General features: G+C 34.9%; 28 protein-coding genes. 26 read left to right on the top strand and 2 right to left on the bottom strand.

The window, feature by feature from the left end; genetic code table 11:
* Positions 1-2: 2 nt before the first annotated feature.
* Entirely contained in the window at positions 3-3,221 is a 3,219-nt protein-coding gene (locus FLACOL7796_RS15140) for a SusC/RagA family TonB-linked outer membrane protein (RefSeq protein ID WP_173971574.1), read from the bottom strand.
* Between the two features lie 85 nt (positions 3,222-3,306).
* The gene (locus tag FLACOL7796_RS15135) at positions 3,307-5,007 is read right to left on the bottom strand and encodes a BamA/TamA family outer membrane protein (RefSeq protein WP_232067385.1); all 1,701 of its coding nucleotides are present in this window, start codon (positions 5,005-5,007) and stop codon (positions 3,307-3,309) included.
* Between the two features lie 182 nt (positions 5,008-5,189).
* On the opposite strand from FLACOL7796_RS15135, the gene rpsL reads away from it, so the two are divergent.
* The 26 genes from rpsL (at position 5,190) to infA (ending at position 19,548) form a co-directional block, all read left to right on the top strand.
* Positions 5,190-5,573: a 30S ribosomal protein S12 gene (gene rpsL, locus FLACOL7796_RS15130; protein WP_007136570.1), complete on the top strand. Its 384-nt coding sequence runs from the start codon at positions 5,190-5,192 to the stop codon at positions 5,571-5,573.
* Between the two features lie 115 nt (positions 5,574-5,688).
* Positions 5,689-6,165 (top strand): 30S ribosomal protein S7, encoded by a 477-nt coding sequence (rpsG, locus tag FLACOL7796_RS15125; RefSeq protein ID WP_007803600.1) that lies wholly within the window; start codon positions 5,689-5,691, stop codon positions 6,163-6,165.
* Between the two features lie 10 nt (positions 6,166-6,175).
* Positions 6,176-8,332 carry an elongation factor G gene (fusA, locus tag FLACOL7796_RS15120; protein ID WP_173971573.1) on the top strand — a complete coding sequence of 719 codons (2,157 nt, stop codon included), beginning with the start codon at positions 6,176-6,178 and terminating at the stop codon, positions 8,330-8,332.
* An 11-nt stretch (positions 8,333-8,343) separates the two neighbouring features.
* Positions 8,344-8,649, top strand: coding sequence for a 30S ribosomal protein S10 (rpsJ, locus tag FLACOL7796_RS15115; RefSeq protein ID WP_007803605.1), 306 nt, complete (start codon positions 8,344-8,346; stop codon positions 8,647-8,649).
* Positions 8,650-9,052: 403 nt separating this feature from the next.
* Positions 9,053-9,670 (top strand): 50S ribosomal protein L3, encoded by a 618-nt coding sequence (rplC, locus tag FLACOL7796_RS15110; protein ID WP_007803612.1) that lies wholly within the window; start codon positions 9,053-9,055, stop codon positions 9,668-9,670.
* A complete protein-coding gene (gene rplD / locus FLACOL7796_RS15105; RefSeq protein ID WP_041516263.1) occupies positions 9,670-10,299 on the top strand; it encodes a 50S ribosomal protein L4 in 630 nt (209 codons plus the stop codon). Before rplC ends, rplD begins: the two co-directional genes overlap by 1 nt.
* 7 nt (positions 10,300-10,306) lie before the next feature.
* A complete protein-coding gene (gene rplW, locus FLACOL7796_RS15100; protein WP_017495018.1) occupies positions 10,307-10,597 on the top strand; it encodes a 50S ribosomal protein L23 in 291 nt (96 codons plus the stop codon).
* Positions 10,598-10,606: 9 nt separating this feature from the next.
* The gene (rplB, locus tag FLACOL7796_RS15095) at positions 10,607-11,431 is read left to right on the top strand and encodes a 50S ribosomal protein L2 (RefSeq protein ID WP_007803623.1); all 825 of its coding nucleotides are present in this window, start codon (positions 10,607-10,609) and stop codon (positions 11,429-11,431) included.
* A gap of 6 nt (positions 11,432-11,437) precedes the next feature.
* A complete protein-coding gene (gene rpsS / locus FLACOL7796_RS15090) occupies positions 11,438-11,716 on the top strand; it encodes a 30S ribosomal protein S19 (RefSeq protein ID WP_012022488.1) in 279 nt (92 codons plus the stop codon).
* A 6-nt stretch (positions 11,717-11,722) separates the two neighbouring features.
* Positions 11,723-12,136, top strand: coding sequence for a 50S ribosomal protein L22 (gene rplV, locus FLACOL7796_RS15085; protein ID WP_007803631.1), 414 nt, complete (start codon positions 11,723-11,725; stop codon positions 12,134-12,136).
* A gap of 5 nt (positions 12,137-12,141) precedes the next feature.
* Positions 12,142-12,900, top strand: a complete 759-nt coding sequence (rpsC, locus tag FLACOL7796_RS15080) for a 30S ribosomal protein S3 (RefSeq protein ID WP_012022487.1) — start codon at positions 12,142-12,144, stop codon at positions 12,898-12,900.
* Positions 12,901-12,919: 19 nt separating this feature from the next.
* On the top strand, positions 12,920-13,345 hold the full coding sequence (rplP, locus tag FLACOL7796_RS15075; RefSeq protein WP_007803637.1) for a 50S ribosomal protein L16: 426 nt from the start codon (positions 12,920-12,922) through the stop codon (positions 13,343-13,345).
* 13 nt (positions 13,346-13,358) lie between these two features.
* Positions 13,359-13,550, top strand: a complete 192-nt coding sequence (gene rpmC, locus FLACOL7796_RS15070) for a 50S ribosomal protein L29 (RefSeq protein WP_007803639.1) — start codon at positions 13,359-13,361, stop codon at positions 13,548-13,550.
* A 17-nt stretch (positions 13,551-13,567) separates the two neighbouring features.
* Complete coding sequence (rpsQ, locus tag FLACOL7796_RS15065) at positions 13,568-13,828, top strand: 30S ribosomal protein S17 (protein WP_007803646.1); 261 nt, start codon at positions 13,568-13,570, stop codon at positions 13,826-13,828.
* 2 nt (positions 13,829-13,830) lie between these two features.
* Entirely contained in the window at positions 13,831-14,199 is a 369-nt protein-coding gene (gene rplN, locus FLACOL7796_RS15060) for a 50S ribosomal protein L14 (protein WP_007803649.1), read from the top strand.
* 11 nt (positions 14,200-14,210) lie between these two features.
* Positions 14,211-14,525, top strand: a complete 315-nt coding sequence (gene rplX, locus FLACOL7796_RS15055; protein ID WP_007803650.1) for a 50S ribosomal protein L24 — start codon at positions 14,211-14,213, stop codon at positions 14,523-14,525.
* 2 nt (positions 14,526-14,527) lie between these two features.
* Positions 14,528-15,079, top strand: a complete 552-nt coding sequence (gene rplE / locus FLACOL7796_RS15050; RefSeq protein ID WP_017495015.1) for a 50S ribosomal protein L5 — start codon at positions 14,528-14,530, stop codon at positions 15,077-15,079.
* A gap of 3 nt (positions 15,080-15,082) precedes the next feature.
* The gene (gene rpsN, locus FLACOL7796_RS15045; protein ID WP_031456037.1) at positions 15,083-15,352 is read left to right on the top strand and encodes a 30S ribosomal protein S14; all 270 of its coding nucleotides are present in this window, start codon (positions 15,083-15,085) and stop codon (positions 15,350-15,352) included.
* Positions 15,353-15,456: 104 nt separating this feature from the next.
* Positions 15,457-15,855, top strand: a complete 399-nt coding sequence (gene rpsH, locus FLACOL7796_RS15040; protein ID WP_017495014.1) for a 30S ribosomal protein S8 — start codon at positions 15,457-15,459, stop codon at positions 15,853-15,855.
* Positions 15,856-15,873: 18 nt separating this feature from the next.
* Positions 15,874-16,416, top strand: coding sequence for a 50S ribosomal protein L6 (rplF, locus tag FLACOL7796_RS15035; RefSeq protein ID WP_121328839.1), 543 nt, complete (start codon positions 15,874-15,876; stop codon positions 16,414-16,416).
* An 11-nt stretch (positions 16,417-16,427) separates the two neighbouring features.
* Positions 16,428-16,778 (top strand): 50S ribosomal protein L18, encoded by a 351-nt coding sequence (rplR, locus tag FLACOL7796_RS15030; protein ID WP_068843789.1) that lies wholly within the window; start codon positions 16,428-16,430, stop codon positions 16,776-16,778.
* A 3-nt stretch (positions 16,779-16,781) separates the two neighbouring features.
* A complete protein-coding gene (gene rpsE, locus FLACOL7796_RS15025) occupies positions 16,782-17,306 on the top strand; it encodes a 30S ribosomal protein S5 (protein ID WP_085950926.1) in 525 nt (174 codons plus the stop codon).
* A gap of 12 nt (positions 17,307-17,318) precedes the next feature.
* Positions 17,319-17,501, top strand: coding sequence for a 50S ribosomal protein L30 (rpmD, locus tag FLACOL7796_RS15020; protein ID WP_017495010.1), 183 nt, complete (start codon positions 17,319-17,321; stop codon positions 17,499-17,501).
* 11 nt (positions 17,502-17,512) lie between these two features.
* Complete coding sequence (gene rplO / locus FLACOL7796_RS15015) at positions 17,513-17,965, top strand: 50S ribosomal protein L15 (RefSeq protein WP_017495009.1); 453 nt, start codon at positions 17,513-17,515, stop codon at positions 17,963-17,965.
* A 13-nt stretch (positions 17,966-17,978) separates the two neighbouring features.
* A complete protein-coding gene (gene secY, locus FLACOL7796_RS15010; protein ID WP_065450858.1) occupies positions 17,979-19,325 on the top strand; it encodes a preprotein translocase subunit SecY in 1,347 nt (448 codons plus the stop codon).
* A gap of 7 nt (positions 19,326-19,332) precedes the next feature.
* Complete coding sequence (gene infA, locus FLACOL7796_RS15005; RefSeq protein WP_007136545.1) at positions 19,333-19,548, top strand: translation initiation factor IF-1; 216 nt, start codon at positions 19,333-19,335, stop codon at positions 19,546-19,548.
* The last annotated feature ends 6 nt before the right edge of the window (positions 19,549-19,554 follow it).

Genomic DNA, 19,554 nt, shown 5'->3' with positions numbered 1-19,554 from the left:
TTTTAGAATTTTAAGTTTACACTAAAGATAAAAGATTTGGTATTAGGGCTGTTAAAGTATTGTAAACCTCTACCGTTTGATCCTCCTGTTAAGTTTGATTCTGGATCTTGACCTAAATCTTTTGCTTCTGTCCATAACCATAAGTTTCTTCCGGTTCCAGAGAAAGTGATACTTTCTATTCCAACTTTAGAATCTTTAAATTTTAATAAGTATGATAAGGTAAGTTCTCTCCATTTTACCCATGATGCAGATTTGATGAAGTGCTCAGAAACGGTACCAAAACCACCTCCTAATGCAGTGTACCAAGATTGGTCAAGCAATACATTTCCTCCGCCAAAATCGTGAAGATTACCTCTTACGGTTCCTGCAGGAATTGTTTGTCCTGCATAATTTTTAGTAGGAGTAGTAAGTTCTACTTCATTTGCTGTTTCCCAAGTTCTACCAAAGTTGTTTAATACTGCATTTGTTCCGTCCCAAAGATCACCTCCAATTGAAGCGTCAAACAAAGTGCTTAAAGTAATGTTTTTGTATGAAATAGAGGTTCCTAATGCGCCTCTCCATTTAGGGTTAGGATTACCGATAACACCTTCGGCATCACTTGCAGTAGGGAAACCATTTGCATCTAATACTAAAGTTCCATTTGCGTTTCTTTCAAATTTACCTCCCCAAAGTACGCCCAATGGTTGTCCAAGAACAGCGCGAGATGAAGTTCCTTCAAATCCGTTCAATAGTAAAGAATCTGTACCAAGTAATTCTGTTACTTCATTTTTATTTGTGCTCCAGTTTCCGTAAACATTCCACTTGAATCCTGAAGAAGTTGTTACGATGTTTGCATCTAATTCTATTTCAAAACCTTTGTTGTCAATTGATGCATAATTACCATAGACAAATGCAAAAGTTGAACTACCATTTAATGGTACGTTTACAAGTAAGTCTTTAGTTTTGTTTGTGTAGTAAGTAGCGTTTAGTTTGATTTTTCTAAAAAATTCTAAATCCAAACCTACTTCGTACTCTGTTTTGATCTCAGGTTTCAGGTTTAAGTTTCCACCAGTGTCAGATTGCTGTAATGATCCGCCATAAGCTCCGGAATCGTAAGCTGGTCCGTATCCTTCGACTCCGCTTGCTGTAATGTAAGGAGTGTTACCTCTGTATGCCGCAGGAATTGATGCAATTTTACCAAATGTTGCTCTTAACTTACCATCAGTAAGAATGTCATTTTCAATATTTTTAGTGAACTTATATCCTAATTCTGCAGTTGGGTAAAAATATACTTTTAAATTAGGGTCGTAAGTTGAAGAGGTTTCGAAACGACCTCCTAATGTAAGGAATATATAGTCTTTATAGTCGAAAGCTGCTGAGAAATAGGCTCCACTTAATCTTGTGTAAGTTCTGTCTAAAAATGTAGTTTTGTCTTCTATTAATGCATTATCATATGAGAATTTAGGAGTGTCGATTATGAAGTTCTTGTAAGAACCTCCTCTTTGGTCGTAATTAGATTGAGAAAAGTTAACTCCTGTAAGGTAGCTTAATCCAATATTGTCATTTATTTGCAGGTTTCCAAGAGCCATGAAGTCAATGTTGTAAGACTGAAAATCTGTAACGCTTTCATTTGCTTGACCATTACCAGCATTTTGTGCTGAGTTTTTAGGGAATACCGTAATTCTTTTATCGCTGTATCCGTCTAGTCCAACTCTGGTAAGTAAGGATAACCATTTATTTGCGTCGTATTTTAACTCAAAACCAGCAACATATCGGTCAACTGTGTTAGGGTTTTTTTGTACGTCTGTAGTCCAGATTGGATTGTTGTAAGTAGGGTTTGGAGCAGCAGTTGTTGTTCCTAATTCCCTTCTGTATGTTCTCTGACTATTAAAAGACAGAACTCCATTGGCATCGTGATTAGTACCAATAAAATCTCTAATATCAAAATCTGGTGCATTACGGTAAAGACCTAAGTACAATCCACTAGTGTTTGATCCTTGTTGAATTCTATTTGAGTTAACAGAAGAATAACTGAATTTTCCTTTTAGTGTTAATTTATCTGCTACTTTAGTTTCGGTTGAAAAGTCTAAAGTTGTTCTTTCGTAGCTGCTATTTCTAATTACACCATCTTGGTTGTTGTTTCCAAGTCCAAGATAGAAGTTTGAGTTCTCGTTACCGCCACTAATACCTATGTGATTATCTAGTGATAGTCCGTCCCCAATAACTGCATCCATGTTTGATTTCTCGTAACTTGTTTTGCTATTCTTGGTAGCGATAGGGTAAATGGTATTTCCACTGTCAGATACAAAATAAGACCCTGTTGTTGTATAAGTGTCGGCTCCGCCGGTTCTGTTGGCTATTTTGTCTCCAAAAGATCCGCCTGCATTTGCTACCCATACTCCTTTTGATCCTTGTCCGTATTTATCTTGTAGGTCCATTTTAACGTTTACTCTGTCAAAAGAAACGGAAGAATTTATGTTAACTGATATTTTTCCTTTTTTTCCTCTTTTTGTCTTGATAAGAACAACTCCGTTTGCTGCTCTGTATCCCCAAAGCGCTGCAGCTGATGCTCCTTTTAAAATTTCTAGTGATTCAATGTCATTCGGGTTAATGTCATTTAGTCTGCTTTGTTGTCCAACTCCGTCAACTTGATTGGCTGAATCTCCAATTTCGTCACTTGAAACAGGAATACCATCTATAACGAAAAGTGGTTGAGTTGATCCTGTAATTGAGTTCTGACCTCTAATTTGAATATATGCTCCAGATCCAGGGTCACCTGAATTTGCAGTAATGCTAACGCCGGAAGCTTTTCCTGATAATCCTTTTAGAAGAGTAGATTCTCCGGATTTTGTTAATTCATCACCTTTAACATTGGAAAAAGAAGATGCTTTTTGGTTTTTTTTAACCTCTACACCTAAGGCGTTTACAACCACGCTTTCAAGTTCTACTGAATCATCTGTCAGTTTAACATTTAGATTAGTTGAGCTTGCCGGAACTTCTTTCGTTTTCATTCCGATGTAGCTAAATACTAATATTTGGCTTGAAGTTGCTTTGATAGAAAATTTACCATCAAAGTCTGTCTGTGTAGCCGATTTGGTTCCTTTTACTAATACCGTTACGCCGGGTAAGGGCATACCTGTATTTTCAGATACTGAACCAGAAACAACTCTTTCTTGAGCAAAAGTAAGTTGCGCAATTAGTACTAATAATAGTACTAAGATTCCATTGAACTTTAGTTTCATTTTTAAAAATTTTGAATTAGTTCAGCAATATTCATAATAATTTGTTAATAATCCTAACGTTATGTTAACGAATTTCTGATAAAACTTAAAATTTAACATTGTAACATATATTAACAATAGTGTTAAATAATTGAATTTCTTTAAGCTTTGCCCCGCCATTAGTGAGATTAATGCGTAGTAGACCGGTAGTTGTTTGGATGTTTGTGCCGATTCCAATTCCTGTTAAATTTTTAATTTTATCAGGATTTTGACTATTTGTTAAATCTTGATAAATTGCATAATCAAGAATTGAATTAATGTATAGATTTTTCGAAATAAGGTATCTATATTCTGTGAGAAGCATAGAAGTGAAATTGGCCTGAAGGCTGTTTTCTGAAAAACCTCTTATAGAATTAATGCCGCCAAATCTAAATAACTCATTTGTGATATAGTTTTTGCTTTTTAAATAGTAGTTCTGTGTGTTTATATTTATGTAGTTTTTTTTGTTTAATTCGAAATTATATGAAAAATTAGCATTTACATAAGCTTGTGGGCTTGAATCGGCAGTTTCTGGTGTGTTGTTTGTGTTTCTTTTCCCGTATCCAAGTATAAAATTGACATAAGCTTTTTTAGGTAAAAGGTTGTTAGAGTAGTCGATTTTTTTATATTCAAGGGATGAAGTGATATAGGAGTTTTTATAATCGCTAATGGTTGAATTATTGGTGTTCTGAATGTCGCTTGATTCCGTTGATTGGTAGCCTAGGTATATTTTAGAATTGTAATTTAAATAGTATCCGAGATCAATTGCTGTTTTGGTATTTTGAAAAGTGCTGTCTTGTTTAAAAATGTTTAGCTGTGCCTTGATCCCTAGTGATGAGTTGAAGATGTATGGAATTTCTATTTTGGTATTAAAAGTTTTTTGCTGGTTTCCATCGCTTTTCCAATACAATGAAAATTGCTCGCCGGCATTAAGAGTGTTTAGCAGTGCCAAGTCAAGGTATCCGTTAAGTGTTGTTTTTTTGTTTTCGTCATTTGAAAAACCTATGTAGCCGTCAAAAGTATTTGCGCTCCTTTTTTCTGCGTAAGCGTATATTTTAGTGGAGTTATTTGTAAATAATATTTGCGGATACTTCGTTTGTGTGATAAATTCAAAACTGTTTATGTCGTTGTAAAGTTTTTTTACAGTTTCCTGATTAAAAGTTTTATTGAGGTATTTTTTGTTGAGCTGTTTTAGGTGGCCTTTTGGGAAAAAATTTTTCTCTTCAGGGTTTATTTGACTTAGAATAATTGAATTTACGGTGCGTTTTTTTTCGGATTTAAAATTTAAGTTAGTATAAATTATTGAATTCTTTCTTTTGATGTTCTCAAATTTTATTTTACTCAATGCAAAACCTTTTTTTTCAGCCTCAATTATCTTTTGATTTAAGAAATTTTCTATTTCATAATAAGGTAGAATTAAGGAGTCGTTTTTTACTTGGGTTGAGTTAAAAAATGAATTATTTATACCTATATATATATGTATCTCTTTAATGCGATTTTTTAGTTCTATTTTTGATGTATAGGTGCTGTCATTTTCCTGTGTAGTCTCTAAGGGTTTGTTGTCTAAAAAGCCGATTTTTGTTAGCTTTTCCGAGATAATCGTTATTTCTTTATTTAATGATTTAATATTGGGATGTTTGGTGTTGTAATTAATAGAGTCGATTATTTGGTTTTCGCTTTTACTTGAGCCAGTTATTTTTAGGTAATAATTTTGGCTATAAGCAGATATGCTGAGGCAGAAAATAATTATGTATATAAGGTGTTTCAAATCTAATTGTTTGGTTTTTAAAAGTATTGCAAATATCAATTGTTTGTTTGTAAAATCATAAGCTTAAATAATGTTATTGAAAATTAATGAATTAACGTTTGTATACTGAAAAATATTTTATACATTTGCAACCCCGTAAAAAGCGGGAATTTAATATACATAATAAATTTTTAGTATTAATTATGCCAACAATTCAACAATTAGTAAGAACAGGAAGAACTCAGATAACTAAGAAGAGTAAATCGGTTGCTTTAGATTCTTGTCCTCAAAGAAGAGGGGTTTGTACGCGTGTTTACACTACTACACCAAAAAAACCAAACTCTGCAATGCGTAAAGTTGCGCGTGTACGTTTGACAAATGGTAATGAGGTGAATGCTTACATCCCTGGAGAAGGACACAATTTACAAGAGCACTCGATAGTATTAGTTAGAGGTGGAAGGGTAAAAGATTTACCAGGTGTTAGATATCATATCGTTCGTGGAGCGCTTGACACGTCAGGAGTTGCAGGAAGAACGCAAAGAAGATCTAAGTACGGTGCTAAACGCCCAAAAGAAGCAAAAAAGTAATTTAAAACGTTAAAGTTGGAGGTTAGGAGTTAAGGGTTTGAAATTTGGTGTAAGCTAAAGTGGATGACACATAACATTTAACGGATGACCTATAACTTTTTATTAAAAAAAAGACATGAGAAAAAGAGCGGCAAAGAAAAGACCACTTTTACCAGATCCGAGGTTTAACGACCAATTGGTAACACGTTTTGTGAACAACTTAATGTGGGATGGTAAGAAATCTACAGCTTTCAAAGTATTTTATGATGCAATTGACATCATTGAGTCTAAAAAGCAGGATTCAGAAAAATCTTCATTAGAAATTTGGAAAGATGCTTTAACAAACGTTATGCCTCACGTAGAAGTACGTAGCCGTAGAGTTGGTGGAGCTACATTTCAAATTCCAATGCAAATTAGACCAGACAGAAAAATTTCTATGGCAATGAAGTGGTTAATACTTTATTCTAGAAGAAGAAATGAAAAATCTATGGCACAACGTTTAGCATCAGAGTGTTTAGCTGCTGCTAAAGAAGAAGGTGCTGCGGTTAAGAAAAGAATGGATACTCACAAGATGGCAGAAGCTAATAAAGCTTTCTCTCACTTTAGATTTTAATTCGTAAGAAATGGCTAGAGATTTAAAATATACAAGAAATATAGGAATTGCTGCTCATATTGATGCTGGTAAAACAACAACAACTGAGCGTATCCTTTTTTATACTGGTAAAACTCATAAAATTGGTGAAGTACATAATGGTGCTTCTACAATGGACTGGATGGAGCAAGAGGCAGAAAGAGGTATTACAATTACTTCTGCTGCAACAACTTGTGAGTGGAATTTTCCTACTGAGCAAGGTAAAGTTTTGCCTGAGACATTGCCTTACCATTTTAATATTATTGATACTCCTGGACACGTTGACTTTACTGTAGAGGTAAACCGTTCTTTACGTGTACTTGATGGTTTGGTTTTCTTGTTTAGTGCAGTTGATGGTGTTGAGCCACAATCTGAAACTAACTGGAGACTTGCTGATCAATATAGAGTTCCTCGTATGGGATTTGTAAATAAAATGGATAGACAAGGTTCTAACTTTTTGAATGTATGTCAACAAGTTAGAGATATGTTGAAATCTAATGCAGTTGCGATCACTTTACCAATTGGTGAAGAGAATGATTTCAAAGGTGTAGTTGACTTAGTGAAAAATCAAGCTATTATCTGGCATGATGAAACGCAAGGGGCTACTTTTGATATTGTGCCTATCCCTGAGGATATGCTTGCAGAGGTAAAAGAATATAGATCTATTCTTATTGAAGCGGTTGCTGATTATGATGAGAATCTTTTAGAGAAATTCATGGAAGATGAAAACTCTATTACAGAAGATGAGATCAATAAAGCATTAAGAGCTGCTACAATTGATATGGCAATCATTCCTATGCTTGCTGGTTCTTCTTTCAAGAACAAAGGAGTTCAATTTATGTTAGATGCTGTTTGTAAGTATCTTCCGTCTCCAATGGATAAAGAAGGTATCGAAGGAATTCATCCTGATGATGTTGAATTGTTAGAAGAAGATCAAACAAAAATTCTTCGTCGTCCAGATGTAAAAGAGCCATTCGCTGCTTTAGCATTTAAAATTGCTACTGACCCTTATGTTGGTCGTTTAGCTTTCTTCCGTGCTTATTCAGGTCGTTTGGATGCTGGTTCATATATTTTGAACACTCGTTCTGGAAACAAAGAAAGAATTTCTCGTATCTACCAAATGCACGCTAACAAGCAAAACCCAATCGAGTATATCGAGGCAGGAGATATTGGAGCGGCAGTTGGATTTAAAGATATCAAGACTGGAGATACAATGTGTGATGAAAAGCACCCAATTATTCTTGAGTCAATGAAATTCCCTGCACCGGTAATTGGTATTGCTATTGAGCCTAAAACTAAGGCTGACGTAGATAAAATGGGTATGGCTTTAGCTAAATTAGCTGAAGAGGATCCAACGTTTACTGTTAGAACAGATGAGGCTTCTGGGCAAACTATTATTTCAGGTATGGGTGAGCTTCACTTGGATATCTTGATTGATCGTATGAAGCGTGAATTTAAAGTTGAAGTGAACCAAGGTGAGCCTCAAGTTGAATATAAAGAAGCGTTTACAAGAAGTGCTACGCACAGAGAAACATACAAAAAACAATCAGGAGGTCGTGGTAAATTCGGTGATATCGTATTTACACTTGAGCCAGCTGATGAAGTTGATGGTAAAGTTCCTGTAGGATTGCAATTTATTAATGCTGTAAAAGGTGGTAACGTTCCTAAGGAATATATTCCATCTGTAGAGAAAGGTTTCCGTGAAGCTATGAAAACTGGTCCTTTAGCAGGATACCAAGTTGATAGTTTGAAAGTAACTTTAACAGACGGATCTTTCCACCCTGTCGATTCAGATGCTCTTTCTTTTGAGTTAGCTGCTAGAATGGGTTATAGAGAAGTTGCTAAAGCTGCTGGAGCGGTTATTCTTGAGCCTATCATGAAAATGGAAGTTATTACTCCTGAAGAAAACATGGGAGATATCGTAGGTGATATCAACCGTCGTAGAGGTCAGGTTAATGACATGGGTGACAGAAATGGTGCTAAAACTATTAAAGCTGATGTGCCATTATCAGAAATGTTTGGATATGTAACAACATTAAGAACATTGTCTTCTGGTAGAGCTACTTCAACAATGGAGTTTTCTCACTATGCAGAAACGCCTTCTAATATTTCAGAAGCGGTAATTAAAAAAGCAAAAGGTAACGCTTAATTCTTAAGAAAATGAGTCAAAAAATCAGAATAAAACTAAAATCTTACGATCACATGTTGGTAGATAAGTCTGCTGAAAAGATCGTAAAAACAGTAAAAACTACTGGAGCAGTTGTAACAGGTCCAATTCCGTTGCCAACTCACAAAAAACTTTTCACTGTGTTGCGTTCTCCGCACGTTAACAAAAAAGCGAGAGAGCAATTTGAAGTAATGTCATACAAGAGATTGATTGATATTTATTCATCTTCATCTAAAACTATTGATGCATTAATGAAACTTGAATTGCCAAGTGGAGTTGAAGTAGAGATAAAAGTATAATTTTTTATTGTATTTTATAAAAAAAAAGCGAGACAGAAATGTTTCGCTTTTTTTATGCGAAAAAATTTTTTCTTGTTGTTTTTTCTGAAATATTGACTATGGTTAATTGTTTGTGTTTTGATTGAAATGTCTTTGTTTTAGGCTGTTGCAGGATTTTTTCTTTATCAAATTATGTAAATATCAAGAGAATGTTTCTTCTAAGTTATGAAGATGGAAAATTATTTTTTTGAAGAAAAAGAATGCTTATGCATGTAGAATTGGTTCTTTGATTTTGATAATGAGCTATTTAATTTTTAGAACTGTTTGGTATATTCAATTTTAATGTATACTTTTGCACTCCCTGTTTGGAAATTTCTGTTATTTTCAAATTGAAGGGAATTTTAGTAATTAATAATTAATATTTATGTCTGGGTTAATTGGTAAAAAAATCGGCATGACTAGTATTTTCGACGAAAACGGGAAAAACATTCCTTGTACAGTAATCGAGGCTGGGCCGTGTGTTGTTACCCAAGTCAGAACCAAAGGTGTTGACGGGTACGAAGCGTTGCAACTTGGTTTCGATGACAAAAACGAGAAACATTCCACTAAAGCGGCTTTAGGTCACTTTAAAAAAGCTGGAACTGTTGCTAAGAAAAAAGTCGTTGAATTTCAAGATTTTGCAACTGAACAAAAATTAGGGGATCTTATTGATGTTTCTATTTTTGCTGAAGGAGAATTTGTAGATGTGCAAGGTGTGTCTAAAGGTAAAGGTTTTCAAGGAGTTGTTAAACGTCACGGATTTGGTGGTGTTGGACAGGCAACTCACGGTCAACACAACCGTTTAAGAGCGCCAGGTTCTGTGGGAGCTTCTTCTTATCCATCTAGAGTATTCAAAGGAATGCGTATGGCTGGAAGAATGGGAGGAGACAATGTAAAAGTTCAAAACCTTAGAGTTTTAAAAGTAGTTGCTGAAAAGAACCTGCTTGTTATTAAAGGATGTGTTCCTGGACATAAAAACTCTTATGTAATCATTCAGAAGTAATGGAAGTAAAAGTATTAGATTTCAACGGAAAAGATACTGGTAGAAAAGTTCAACTTTCTGATTCAGTATTCGCAATTGAACCAAACAATCACGCTGTATACCTTGATGTTAAGCAATATCTTGCTAATCAAAGACAAGGAACTCACAAGGCTAAAGAAAGAGCTGAAGTGACAGGAAGTACACGTAAGATTAAGAAACAAAAAGGAACAGGTACTGCTCGTGCGGGAAGTATTAAGAATCCATTGTTTAAAGGTGGTGGAACAATTTTCGGACCAAGACCAAGAAGTTATTCATTTAAATTGAATAAAAGCTTGAAAAGATTGGCAAGAAAATCAGCTTTCTCAATCAAAGCAAAAGAGTCAAATATTATCGTTCTTGAGGACTTTAATTTTGAAACTCCAAACACTAAAAATTTCATTAACGTTTTGAAAGCTTTAGGGTTAGATAATAAAAAATCTCTATTTGTGTTGGGTGAGTCGAATAAAAATGTATATTTGTCGTCACGCAATTTAAAGGCTTCAAATGTCGTAACTAGTTCAGAATTAAGTACTTACGCTATTTTAAACACTAATAATTTAGTGCTTTTAGAAGGTTCTTTGGAGTTAATTGAAGAAAATTTAAGTAAATAATAGGAATATGAGCATCATAATTAGACCTATAGTAACAGAAAAAGTAACCAAAGAAAGTGAAGTTTTAAACCGCTTCGGATTCGTTGTTGACAAAAAAGCAAACAAAGTTCAAATTAAGAAAGCTGTTGAAGCTGCTTATGGAGTAACTATCGTTTCAGTTAACACGATGAACGTAAGACCGGATAGAACTACAAAATACACTAAAAGTGGTTTGATCAGTGGAAAGACAAATGCAATTAAGAAAGCGATTGTTCAAGTACAAGAAGGAGAAACAATTGATTTTTACAACAATATCTAAGATAGAAAAATGTCAGTAAGAAAATTAAAACCTATTACCCCAGGTCAGCGATTTAGAGTTGTGAATGGTTATGACGCCATTACAACTGATAAGCCGGAACGCTCTTTGATAGCGCCGATAAAAAACTCTGGAGGTAGAAATAGTCAAGGAAAGATGACCATGCGTTATACGGGTGGTGGTCACAAGCAGAGATATCGTATTATTGATTTCAAAAGAACTAAAGACGGAATTCCGGCTACTGTGAAATCAATCGAATACGATCCAAATCGTACTGCATTTATCGCTTTATTAGCTTATGCTGATGGAGAGAAAACTTATGTAATTGCTCAAAACGGATTGAAAGTTGGTCAGAAATTAGTTTCTGGTCCGGAATCTCAACCTGAAATTGGTAATACATTGCCTTTAAGCAGAATTCCTTTAGGAACTGTAATCTCTTGTATTGAGTTACGTCCAGGTCAGGGAGCAGTAATTGCTCGTTCAGCTGGTACATTTGCTCAATTAATGGCAAGAGATGGAAAATATGCTACAATTAAAATGCCATCTGGTGAAACAAGATTAATCTTGTTAACTTGTTCGGCTACAATTGGAGCTGTTTCTAATTCAGACCACCAATTAGTTGTATCAGGAAAAGCTGGTAGAACAAGATGGTTAGGAAGAAGACCTAGAACAAGACCTGTTGCAATGAACCCTGTTGATCACCCAATGGGTGGTGGAGAAGGACGTTCTTCTGGTGGACATCCACGTTCAAGAAATGGAATACCAGCAAAAGGTTATAGAACTCGTTCTAAGAAAAACCCGAGTAACAAGTATATCGTAGAACGTAGAAAGAAATAATAAGATATGGCACGTTCATTAAAAAAAGGACCTTTCGTTCATTATAAGTTAGACAAGAAAGTTCAGGAAAACGTAGAAAGTGGTAAAAATAGTGTAGTAAAGACTTGGTCTAGAGCTTCTATGATTACTCCAGATTTCGTTGGACAAACTATCGCAGTTCATAACGGTCGTCAATTTGTACCAGTTTACGTAACAGAAAACATGGTAGGTCACAAATTAGGAGAATTTTCACCAACTAGATCTTTTAGAGGTCATGCTGGAGCAAAAAATAAAGGTAAAAAATAAGAAGCAATGGGAGTTCGTAAAAGAGAAACAGCAGATGCGAGAAAAGAGGCTAATAAGTCTATTGCTTTCGCAAAATTGAATAACTGCCCTACTTCACCTAGAAAAATGCGCTTAGTAGCGGACTTGGTAAGAGGTCAGAAGGTAGAAAGAGCACTTAACATCTTAAGATTTAGTTCTAAAGAGGCTTCAAGAAAATTAGAGAAACTATTATTATCTGCAATCAATAACTGGGAGCAAAAAAATAGTGAAGGTAATTTAGAAGAAGCTGGATTATTTGTTAAGGAGATCAGAGTAGATGGTGGAATGATGTTAAAAAGACTTCGTCCAGCTCCACAAGGTCGTGCACACAGAATAAGAAAACGTTCTAATCACGTAACAATCGTGCTTGGAGCTATCAATAACACACAAAGCAATTCTTAAGCAGCATGGGACAAAAGACAAATCCAATTGGAAATAGACTTGGTATCATCAGAGGGTGGGACTCAAACTGGTATGGTGGAAATGATTACGGTGATAAACTTGCCGAAGATCACAAAATCAGAAAGTATATCCACGCTCGTTTATCAAAAGCTAGTGTATCTAAAGTAATCATCGAGAGAACTTTGAAACTTGTAACCGTTACTATCACTACTGCTAGACCTGGTATCATTATCGGAAAAGGTGGACAAGAGGTAGACAAGTTAAAAGAAGAACTTAAGAAAGTTACTGACAAAGAGGTTCAAATCAATATCTTTGAAATTAAAAGACCTGAGTTAGATGCTTATCTTGTGGCGACAAGCATCGCTCGTCAAATCGAAAGCCGTATCTCTTACAGACGTGCAATTAAGATGGCTATTGCAGCTTCTATGCGTATGAATGCAGAAGGTATTAAAGTTTTGATTTCTGGTCGTTTGAATGGTGCTGAAATGGCACGTTCAGAAGGTTTCAAAGAAGGTAGAATTCCTCTATCAACTTTCAGAGCTGATATTGATTATGCTTTGGCTGAAGCTCACACTACTTACGGTAGAATGGGTATCAAAGTATGGATCATGAAAGGTGAAGTTTATGGAAAGAGAGATCTTTCTCCACTTGCAGGAATGGATAAAAAACAATCTGGAACTGGTGGTGGTAAAGGTGGAGATGCCCCTAGAGGTAAATCTAACTTTAATAAAGGTGGAAAACCAGACGCTCGTAAAAGAAAGTAAATTTTTAAACTAAAGAAAAATGTTACAGCCTAAAAGAACAAAATACCGTAAGGTACAAAAGGGTAAAATGAAAGGTAACTCTCAAAGAGGGCATGAACTTTCTAATGGAATGTTTGGTATTAAATCTGTACATGAAGATGGAATGTTCTTAACTTCTCGTCAAATCGAAGCTGCGCGTATTGCTGCAACTCGTTTCATGAAGAGAGAAGGACAATTATGGATCAAAATATTTCCAGACAAACCAATTACTAAGAAGCCTCTTGAGGTACGTATGGGTAAAGGTAAAGGTGCCGTTGAATATTGGGCTGCCGTTGTTAAACCCGGAAGAATTATGTTTGAAGTTGGAGGAGTTCCTTTATCAGTTGCAAAAGAGGCGTTACGTCTTGCAGCTCAAAAGCTTCCAGTAAAAACTAAATTCGTCGTTGCTAGAGATTTCGAAGCATAATTAAATTTATATTATGAAACAATCAGAAATAAAAGATCTTTCTGCAGCGGAGTTGCAAGAAAAACTTAGTCAAACTAAGAAAATATATGCTGACCTAAAAATGGCTCACGCTATTTCTCCAATTGAGAACCCACTTCAAATTAGAAGTGTAAGAAGAACAGTTGCAAGATTGGCTACAGAGTTAACTAAAAGAGAGTTACAATAATTGTATTCTGCTGAAAGATGGAAGAAAAAAGAAATTTAAGAAAAGAAAGAATAGGTGTTGTTACTTCAAATAAAATGGATAAGTCTATTGTTATTGCTGAAGTAAGAAAAGTAAAACACCCATTATACGGTAAGTTCGTGTTGAAAACAAAGAAATACGTTGCACACGACGAAACAAACGACTGTAACATTGGAGATACTGTAAGAATTAGCGAAACGCGTCCTTTAAGTAAAACAAAATGTTGGAGATTAGTTGAAATCTTAGAAAGAGCTAAATAATTATGGTACAACAGGAATCAAGACTAAAAGTAGCAGATAACACGGGAGCAAAAGAAGTTTTAACTATCCGTGTTTTAGGAGGTACCAAAAGAAGGTATGCCTCTGTTGGTGACAAGATTGTAGTATCTATTAAAGATGCAACTCCTAACGGTAACGTTAAAAAAGGAGCTGTTTCAACTGCAGTTGTTGTACGTACCAAAAAAGAAGTGAGAAGAGCTGATGGTTCTTATATCCGTTTCGATGATAATGCATGTGTTCTTTTGAACGCTGCAGGGGAAATGAGAGGAACTCGTGTTTTTGGTCCGGTAGCAAGAGAACTTCGTGAAAAACAATTCATGAAAATTGTATCATTAGCACCAGAAGTGCTTTAATTCGTTTTAAGATGATAAAGCTAAAAATAAAATCAGGAGATATCGTAAGAGTTATTGCTGGAGACCATAAAGGTGCTGAAGGTAAAGTTTTACGTGTTTACCGTGAGAAAAATAAAGCGATAGTTGAAGGTGTAAACATGGTTTCGAAACATACAAAACCAAGTGCTAAAAACCCTCAAGGTGGTATCGTTAAGAAAGAAGCTTCTATACAAATATCTAACATTTCACTAATTGATCCTAAAACTAAGGAAACAACTAGAGTTGGTATTAGAGTAGAAGGAGATAAGAAAGTAAGATTTTCAAAAAAATCTAATCAAGTACTATAGTAATGGCATATACACCTAGACTAAAAGAAGAATATAAGAGTAGAGTAATCTCTGCTCTTAAAGAAGAATTCGGATATACAAACGTGATGCAAGTTCCAAAACTTGAAAAAATCGTTTTGAGCCGTGGAGTTGGTGCAGCTGTATCTGATAAAAAACTTATTGACTATGCAGTTGATGAGTTAACAAAGATCACTGGACAAAAAGCAGTATCTACAATTTCAAAGAAAGACGTTGCGTCATTCAAATTGAGAAAAGGTATGCCTATTGGAGCAAAAGTTACTTTACGTGGAGAGAGAATGTATGAGTTTTTAGATAGACTTATTACTTCTGCTTTACCACGCGTTAGAGATTTTAGTGGTATCAAAGCTACTGGTTTTGACGGAAGAGGTAATTACAACCTTGGAGTTTTGGAGCAAATCATTTTCCCGGAAATTGATATTGACAAAGTAAACAAAATTTCAGGAATGGATATTACATTTGTTACTACTGCAAAAACAGACAAGGAAGCAAAGTCATTATTGGCTGAATTAGGATTACCTTTTAAAAAGAATTAAGACATGGCTAAAGAATCAATGAAAGCCCGTGAGGTGAAAAGAGAGAAAACGGTAGCTAAGTACGCTGAAAAAAGAAAAGCTTTATTAGAAGCTGGAGATTATGAAGGCTTACAAAAATTACCTAAAAATGCTTCACCAGTTCGTTTACACAATCGTTGTAAATTAACAGGTAGACCAAGAGGTTATATCCGTCAATTTGGTATTTCACGTGTAACTTTCCGTGAGATGGCTAATAATGGGTTAATTCCTGGAGTTAAAAAGGCGTCTTGGTAATCTCGCAATAAGTTATTACTTTTGCAAACCAAAAAATAATTTTAATTGATTAAAGGTTCGGGAGGCGGGTGCCTCCCGAAAACCATAATCGCAATCAAATACATATGTATACAGATCCTATTGCAGATTATTTGACTAGAGTTCGTAACGCTGTGGCTGCAAACCACAAAGTTGTTGAAATTCCAGCTTCTAATCTAAAAAAAGAAATAACTAAGATCTTATTTGATCAAGGTTATATCTTGAGTTACAAATTTGAGGACAACTCTGTTCAGGGTTCAATCAAAATTGCTTTGAAGTACGATAAAGATACTAAAGAGCCTGTAATTAAAGATATCCAAAGAATTAGTAAACCTGGTTTACGTAAATACGCAGGTGCTGCCAAATTACCAAGAATCCTTAACGGATTAGGAATTGCAATTGTTTCAACTTCTAAAGGTCTTATGACTGGAAAACAAGCGAAACAATTAAATGTAGGTGGTGAAGTAATTTGTTACGTATACTAATTTTAAAGACTAAATAAGATGTCAAGAATAGGTAAAAGCCCAATTGTAATTGCTGCTGGAGTAACTGTAGAAGTTAAAGACGGTATCATTACGGTAAAAGGAAAAAAAGGTCAACTAACTCAGGAGTTTTCGGACATTACTGTAAAAGTTGAAGGCGATCAAGTTTTATTAGAAAGATCGTCTGATCATAAAGACCAAAGAGCAAAACACGGATTATACAGATCGTTAATCAATAACATGATTGTTGGTGTATCTGAAGGTTTTACAAAAGAACTTGAATTAGTTGGAGTTGGTTATAGAGCTTCAAACCAAGGTCAAAAGTTAGATTTAGCTCTTGGATATTCTCACAATATTGTTTTAGAAATTGCTCCAGAAGTAGCTTTAGAAACAATATCTGAAAAAGGAAAAAACCCTATCGTAAAATTAACATCATTTGATAAACAACTTTTAGGACAGGTTGCTGCGAAAATCAGAGGTTTCCGTAAGCCTGAGCCGTACAAAGGAAAAGGTGTTAAATTTGTGGGTGAAGTATTAAGAAGAAAAGCAGGTAAATCAGCTTAAAAAATAAGATTATGTCATTAACAAAATCTGATAGAAGACAGAGAATTAGATTCAGAATTAGAAAATCGATTAGTGGTACTGCTGCTAACCCAAGACTATCTGTATTTAGAAGTAACAAAGAAATTTACGCTCAACTTATTGATGATGTAAATGGAGTTACTATTTTAGCTGCATCTTCAAGAGAAAAAGAAATAGGAAAAGGTACTAACGTTGAAATCGCTGCTGCTGTTGGAAAATTAGTTGCAGAAAAAGCGTTAAAAGCTGGGATCGAAACCATCACTTTTGATAGAGGTGGATATTTGTATCACGGTCGTATTAAATCATTAGCAGAAGGCGCAAGAGCGGCTGGACTTAAATTCTAATATATTATGTCTAAATACAAAAATGTAGAATTGGTAAAACCAAGTGGTCTTGAACTTAAAGATCGTCTGGTAAGTGTTAATCGTGTTACTAAAGTTACAAAAGGTGGTAGAGCTTTCGGTTTTTCTGCTATTGTAGTTGTAGGTGATGAAAACGGAGTAGTTGGTCACGGATTAGGAAAATCTAAAGACGTTTCTGAAGCAATTGCGAAAGCAGTAGAAGATGCTAAGAAAAATTTAGTAAAAATTCCTTTGAATGGACAATCTGTTCCTCACGAACAAAAAGGTAAATTTGGTGGTGCACGTGTATTCTTAATTCCTGCTTCTCATGGTACAGGAGTTATTGCTGGTGGAGCTGTTCGTTCAGTTCTTGAATCAGTAGGTATTCACGATGTATTATCTAAATCTCAAGGATCATCAAATCCTCATAACGTAGTGAAAGCAACTTTTGATGCTTTATTACAAATGAGAAGCGCTCATACTGTTGCAAAACAAAGAGGTGTTTCTTTAGAAAAAGTTTTTAAAGGTTAATTCAAGGAAATTATGGCTAAATTATTAGTAAAACAAGTAAGAAGCAAAATCAACTGTCCTCTTTCTCAAAAAAGAGGTTTGGAAGCTTTAGGTCTACGTAAAATGGGACAAGTTGTAGAGCATGATTCAAATCCTGCTATCCTTGGTATGATAAACAAAGTTAAACACTTAGTTTCTGTCGAAGAAGCTAAATAACAAATACTGTTATGAATTTAAGTAACTTACAACCAGCTGAAGGGTCAACACACAATCAAAATAAAAGATTAGGTAGAGGAGAAGGTTCAGGAAAAGGTGGTACTTCTGCAAGAGGTCACAAAGGAGCAAAATCTCGTTCTGGTTATTCTAAAAAGATTGGTTTTGAGGGAGGGCAAATGCCACTTCAAAGACGTGTACCTAAGTTTGGTTTCACAAACATCAATCGTAAAGAATACGAAGGTGTTAATTTAGATACGCTTCAATTATTAGTAGACAATGGTGTGATTACTGATTCTGTTTCAATGACAGATTTCGTAGCAAATCGTCTAGCTACCAAAAATGAAATCGTTAAGATTTTAGGTAGAGGAGAATTGAAAGCAAAATTAAAAGTAACTGCCCACAAATTTACTGCTACTGCAAAAGCTGCTATTGAAGCTGCTGGTGGAGAAGCTGTAACTATATAACTTATCTACTAAGATGAAGAAATTTATTGAATCAATAAGTAATGTTTGGAAAATCGAAGAACTGAAAAACAGAATCTTAATTACATTAGGATTGCTTTTAGTATATCGTTTTGGTGCACACGTAACGCTACCTGGAATTGATGCAACTCAATTAACAGGTTTAGCGGGACAAACTAAAAATGGTTTAGGATCTATCCTAGACATGTTTACAGGAGGTGCTTTCTCTAAAGCTTCAGTTTTTGCTTTAGGAATTATGCCTTATATTTCTGCATCTATTGTTGTTCAGTTAATGGGAATTGCGATTCCTTATTTGCAAAAACTTCAAAACGATGGAGAGAGTGGTAGAAAAAAGATTAATCAAATCACTCGTTGGTTGACTATAGCTATTACACTGGTTCAAGGTCCAACTTATATCTACAATTTATACAGAACGTTACCTGGTAGTGCATTCTTACTAGGCTTTAATTCACCTGAATTTTTGTTCTCTTCTGTTATTATCTTAGTTACTGGTACTATTTTTGCTATGTGGCTTGGAGAAAAAATTACAGATAAAGGTATTGGAAATGGAATTTCATTATTGATTATGGTTGGTATTTTGGCGCGTTTACCGCAAGCTTTTATCCAAGAGTTTACAACCAGAGTTACCAATAACAATGGTGGTCCAATGTTGTTAGTTATTGAAATTATTGTTTGGTTATTAGTGATCATTTCTTGTGTATTGCTTACAATGGCAGTACGTAGAATTCCTGTTCAATACGCTCGTCGTACTACAAGCGGGGATTACGAACAAGATTTGGCAGGTGGTAATAGACAATGGATTCCTCTTAAGCTTAATGCTTCTGGGGTTATGCCTATCATCTTTGCTCAGGCAATTATGTTTATACCTGCAGCTGTAGCTGGATTGTCTAAATCAGACACATCGCAATCTATTGTTGGTGCATTTAGTAATATGTTCGGATTTTGGTATAACTTTGTATTTGCAACTTTAATTATTGTATTTACATTTTTCTATACTGCGATTACAGTTCCTACAAACAAAATGGCTGACGATTTAAAAAGAAGTGGTGGTTTTATTCCGGGCGTTCGTCCAGGAGCTGAAACTTCAGAATTTCTAGATAAAGTGATGTCTTTAATAACTTTCCCAGGATCTTTATTCCTTGCTTTGATTGCTGTGTTCCCAGCTATTGTTGTAAGTATTATGGATGTACAACAATCTTGGGCAATGTTTTTTGGAGGTACCTCGTTAATAATTATGGTTGGGGTTGCAATAGATACTATTCAACAAATCAACTCATACTTGTTAAACAAACATTATGATGGTTTAATGAAGACTGGTAAAAATAGAAAAGCAGTAGCTTAATTTTTATATGGCAAAACAATCAGCAATAGAACAAGACGGATCAATCATCGAAGCATTGTCAAATGCGATGTTCCGTGTAGAGTTAGAAAATGGACATATTGTAATTGCTCATATTTCTGGTAAAATGCGTATGCATTACATCAAGTTATTACCTGGTGATAAAGTGAAACTAGAAATGAGTCCTTATGATTTGTCAAAAGCAAGAATTACTTATCGATATTAAAGGATA

It is taken from the genome of Flavobacterium bizetiae, from assembly GCF_902804475.1.
GTDB classification, from domain to species: Bacteria; Bacteroidota; Bacteroidia; order Flavobacteriales; family Flavobacteriaceae; genus Flavobacterium; species Flavobacterium bizetiae.
Note: the sequence above shows the minus strand (reverse complement) of the source record. Positions and strands in the feature narration are given on the sequence as shown.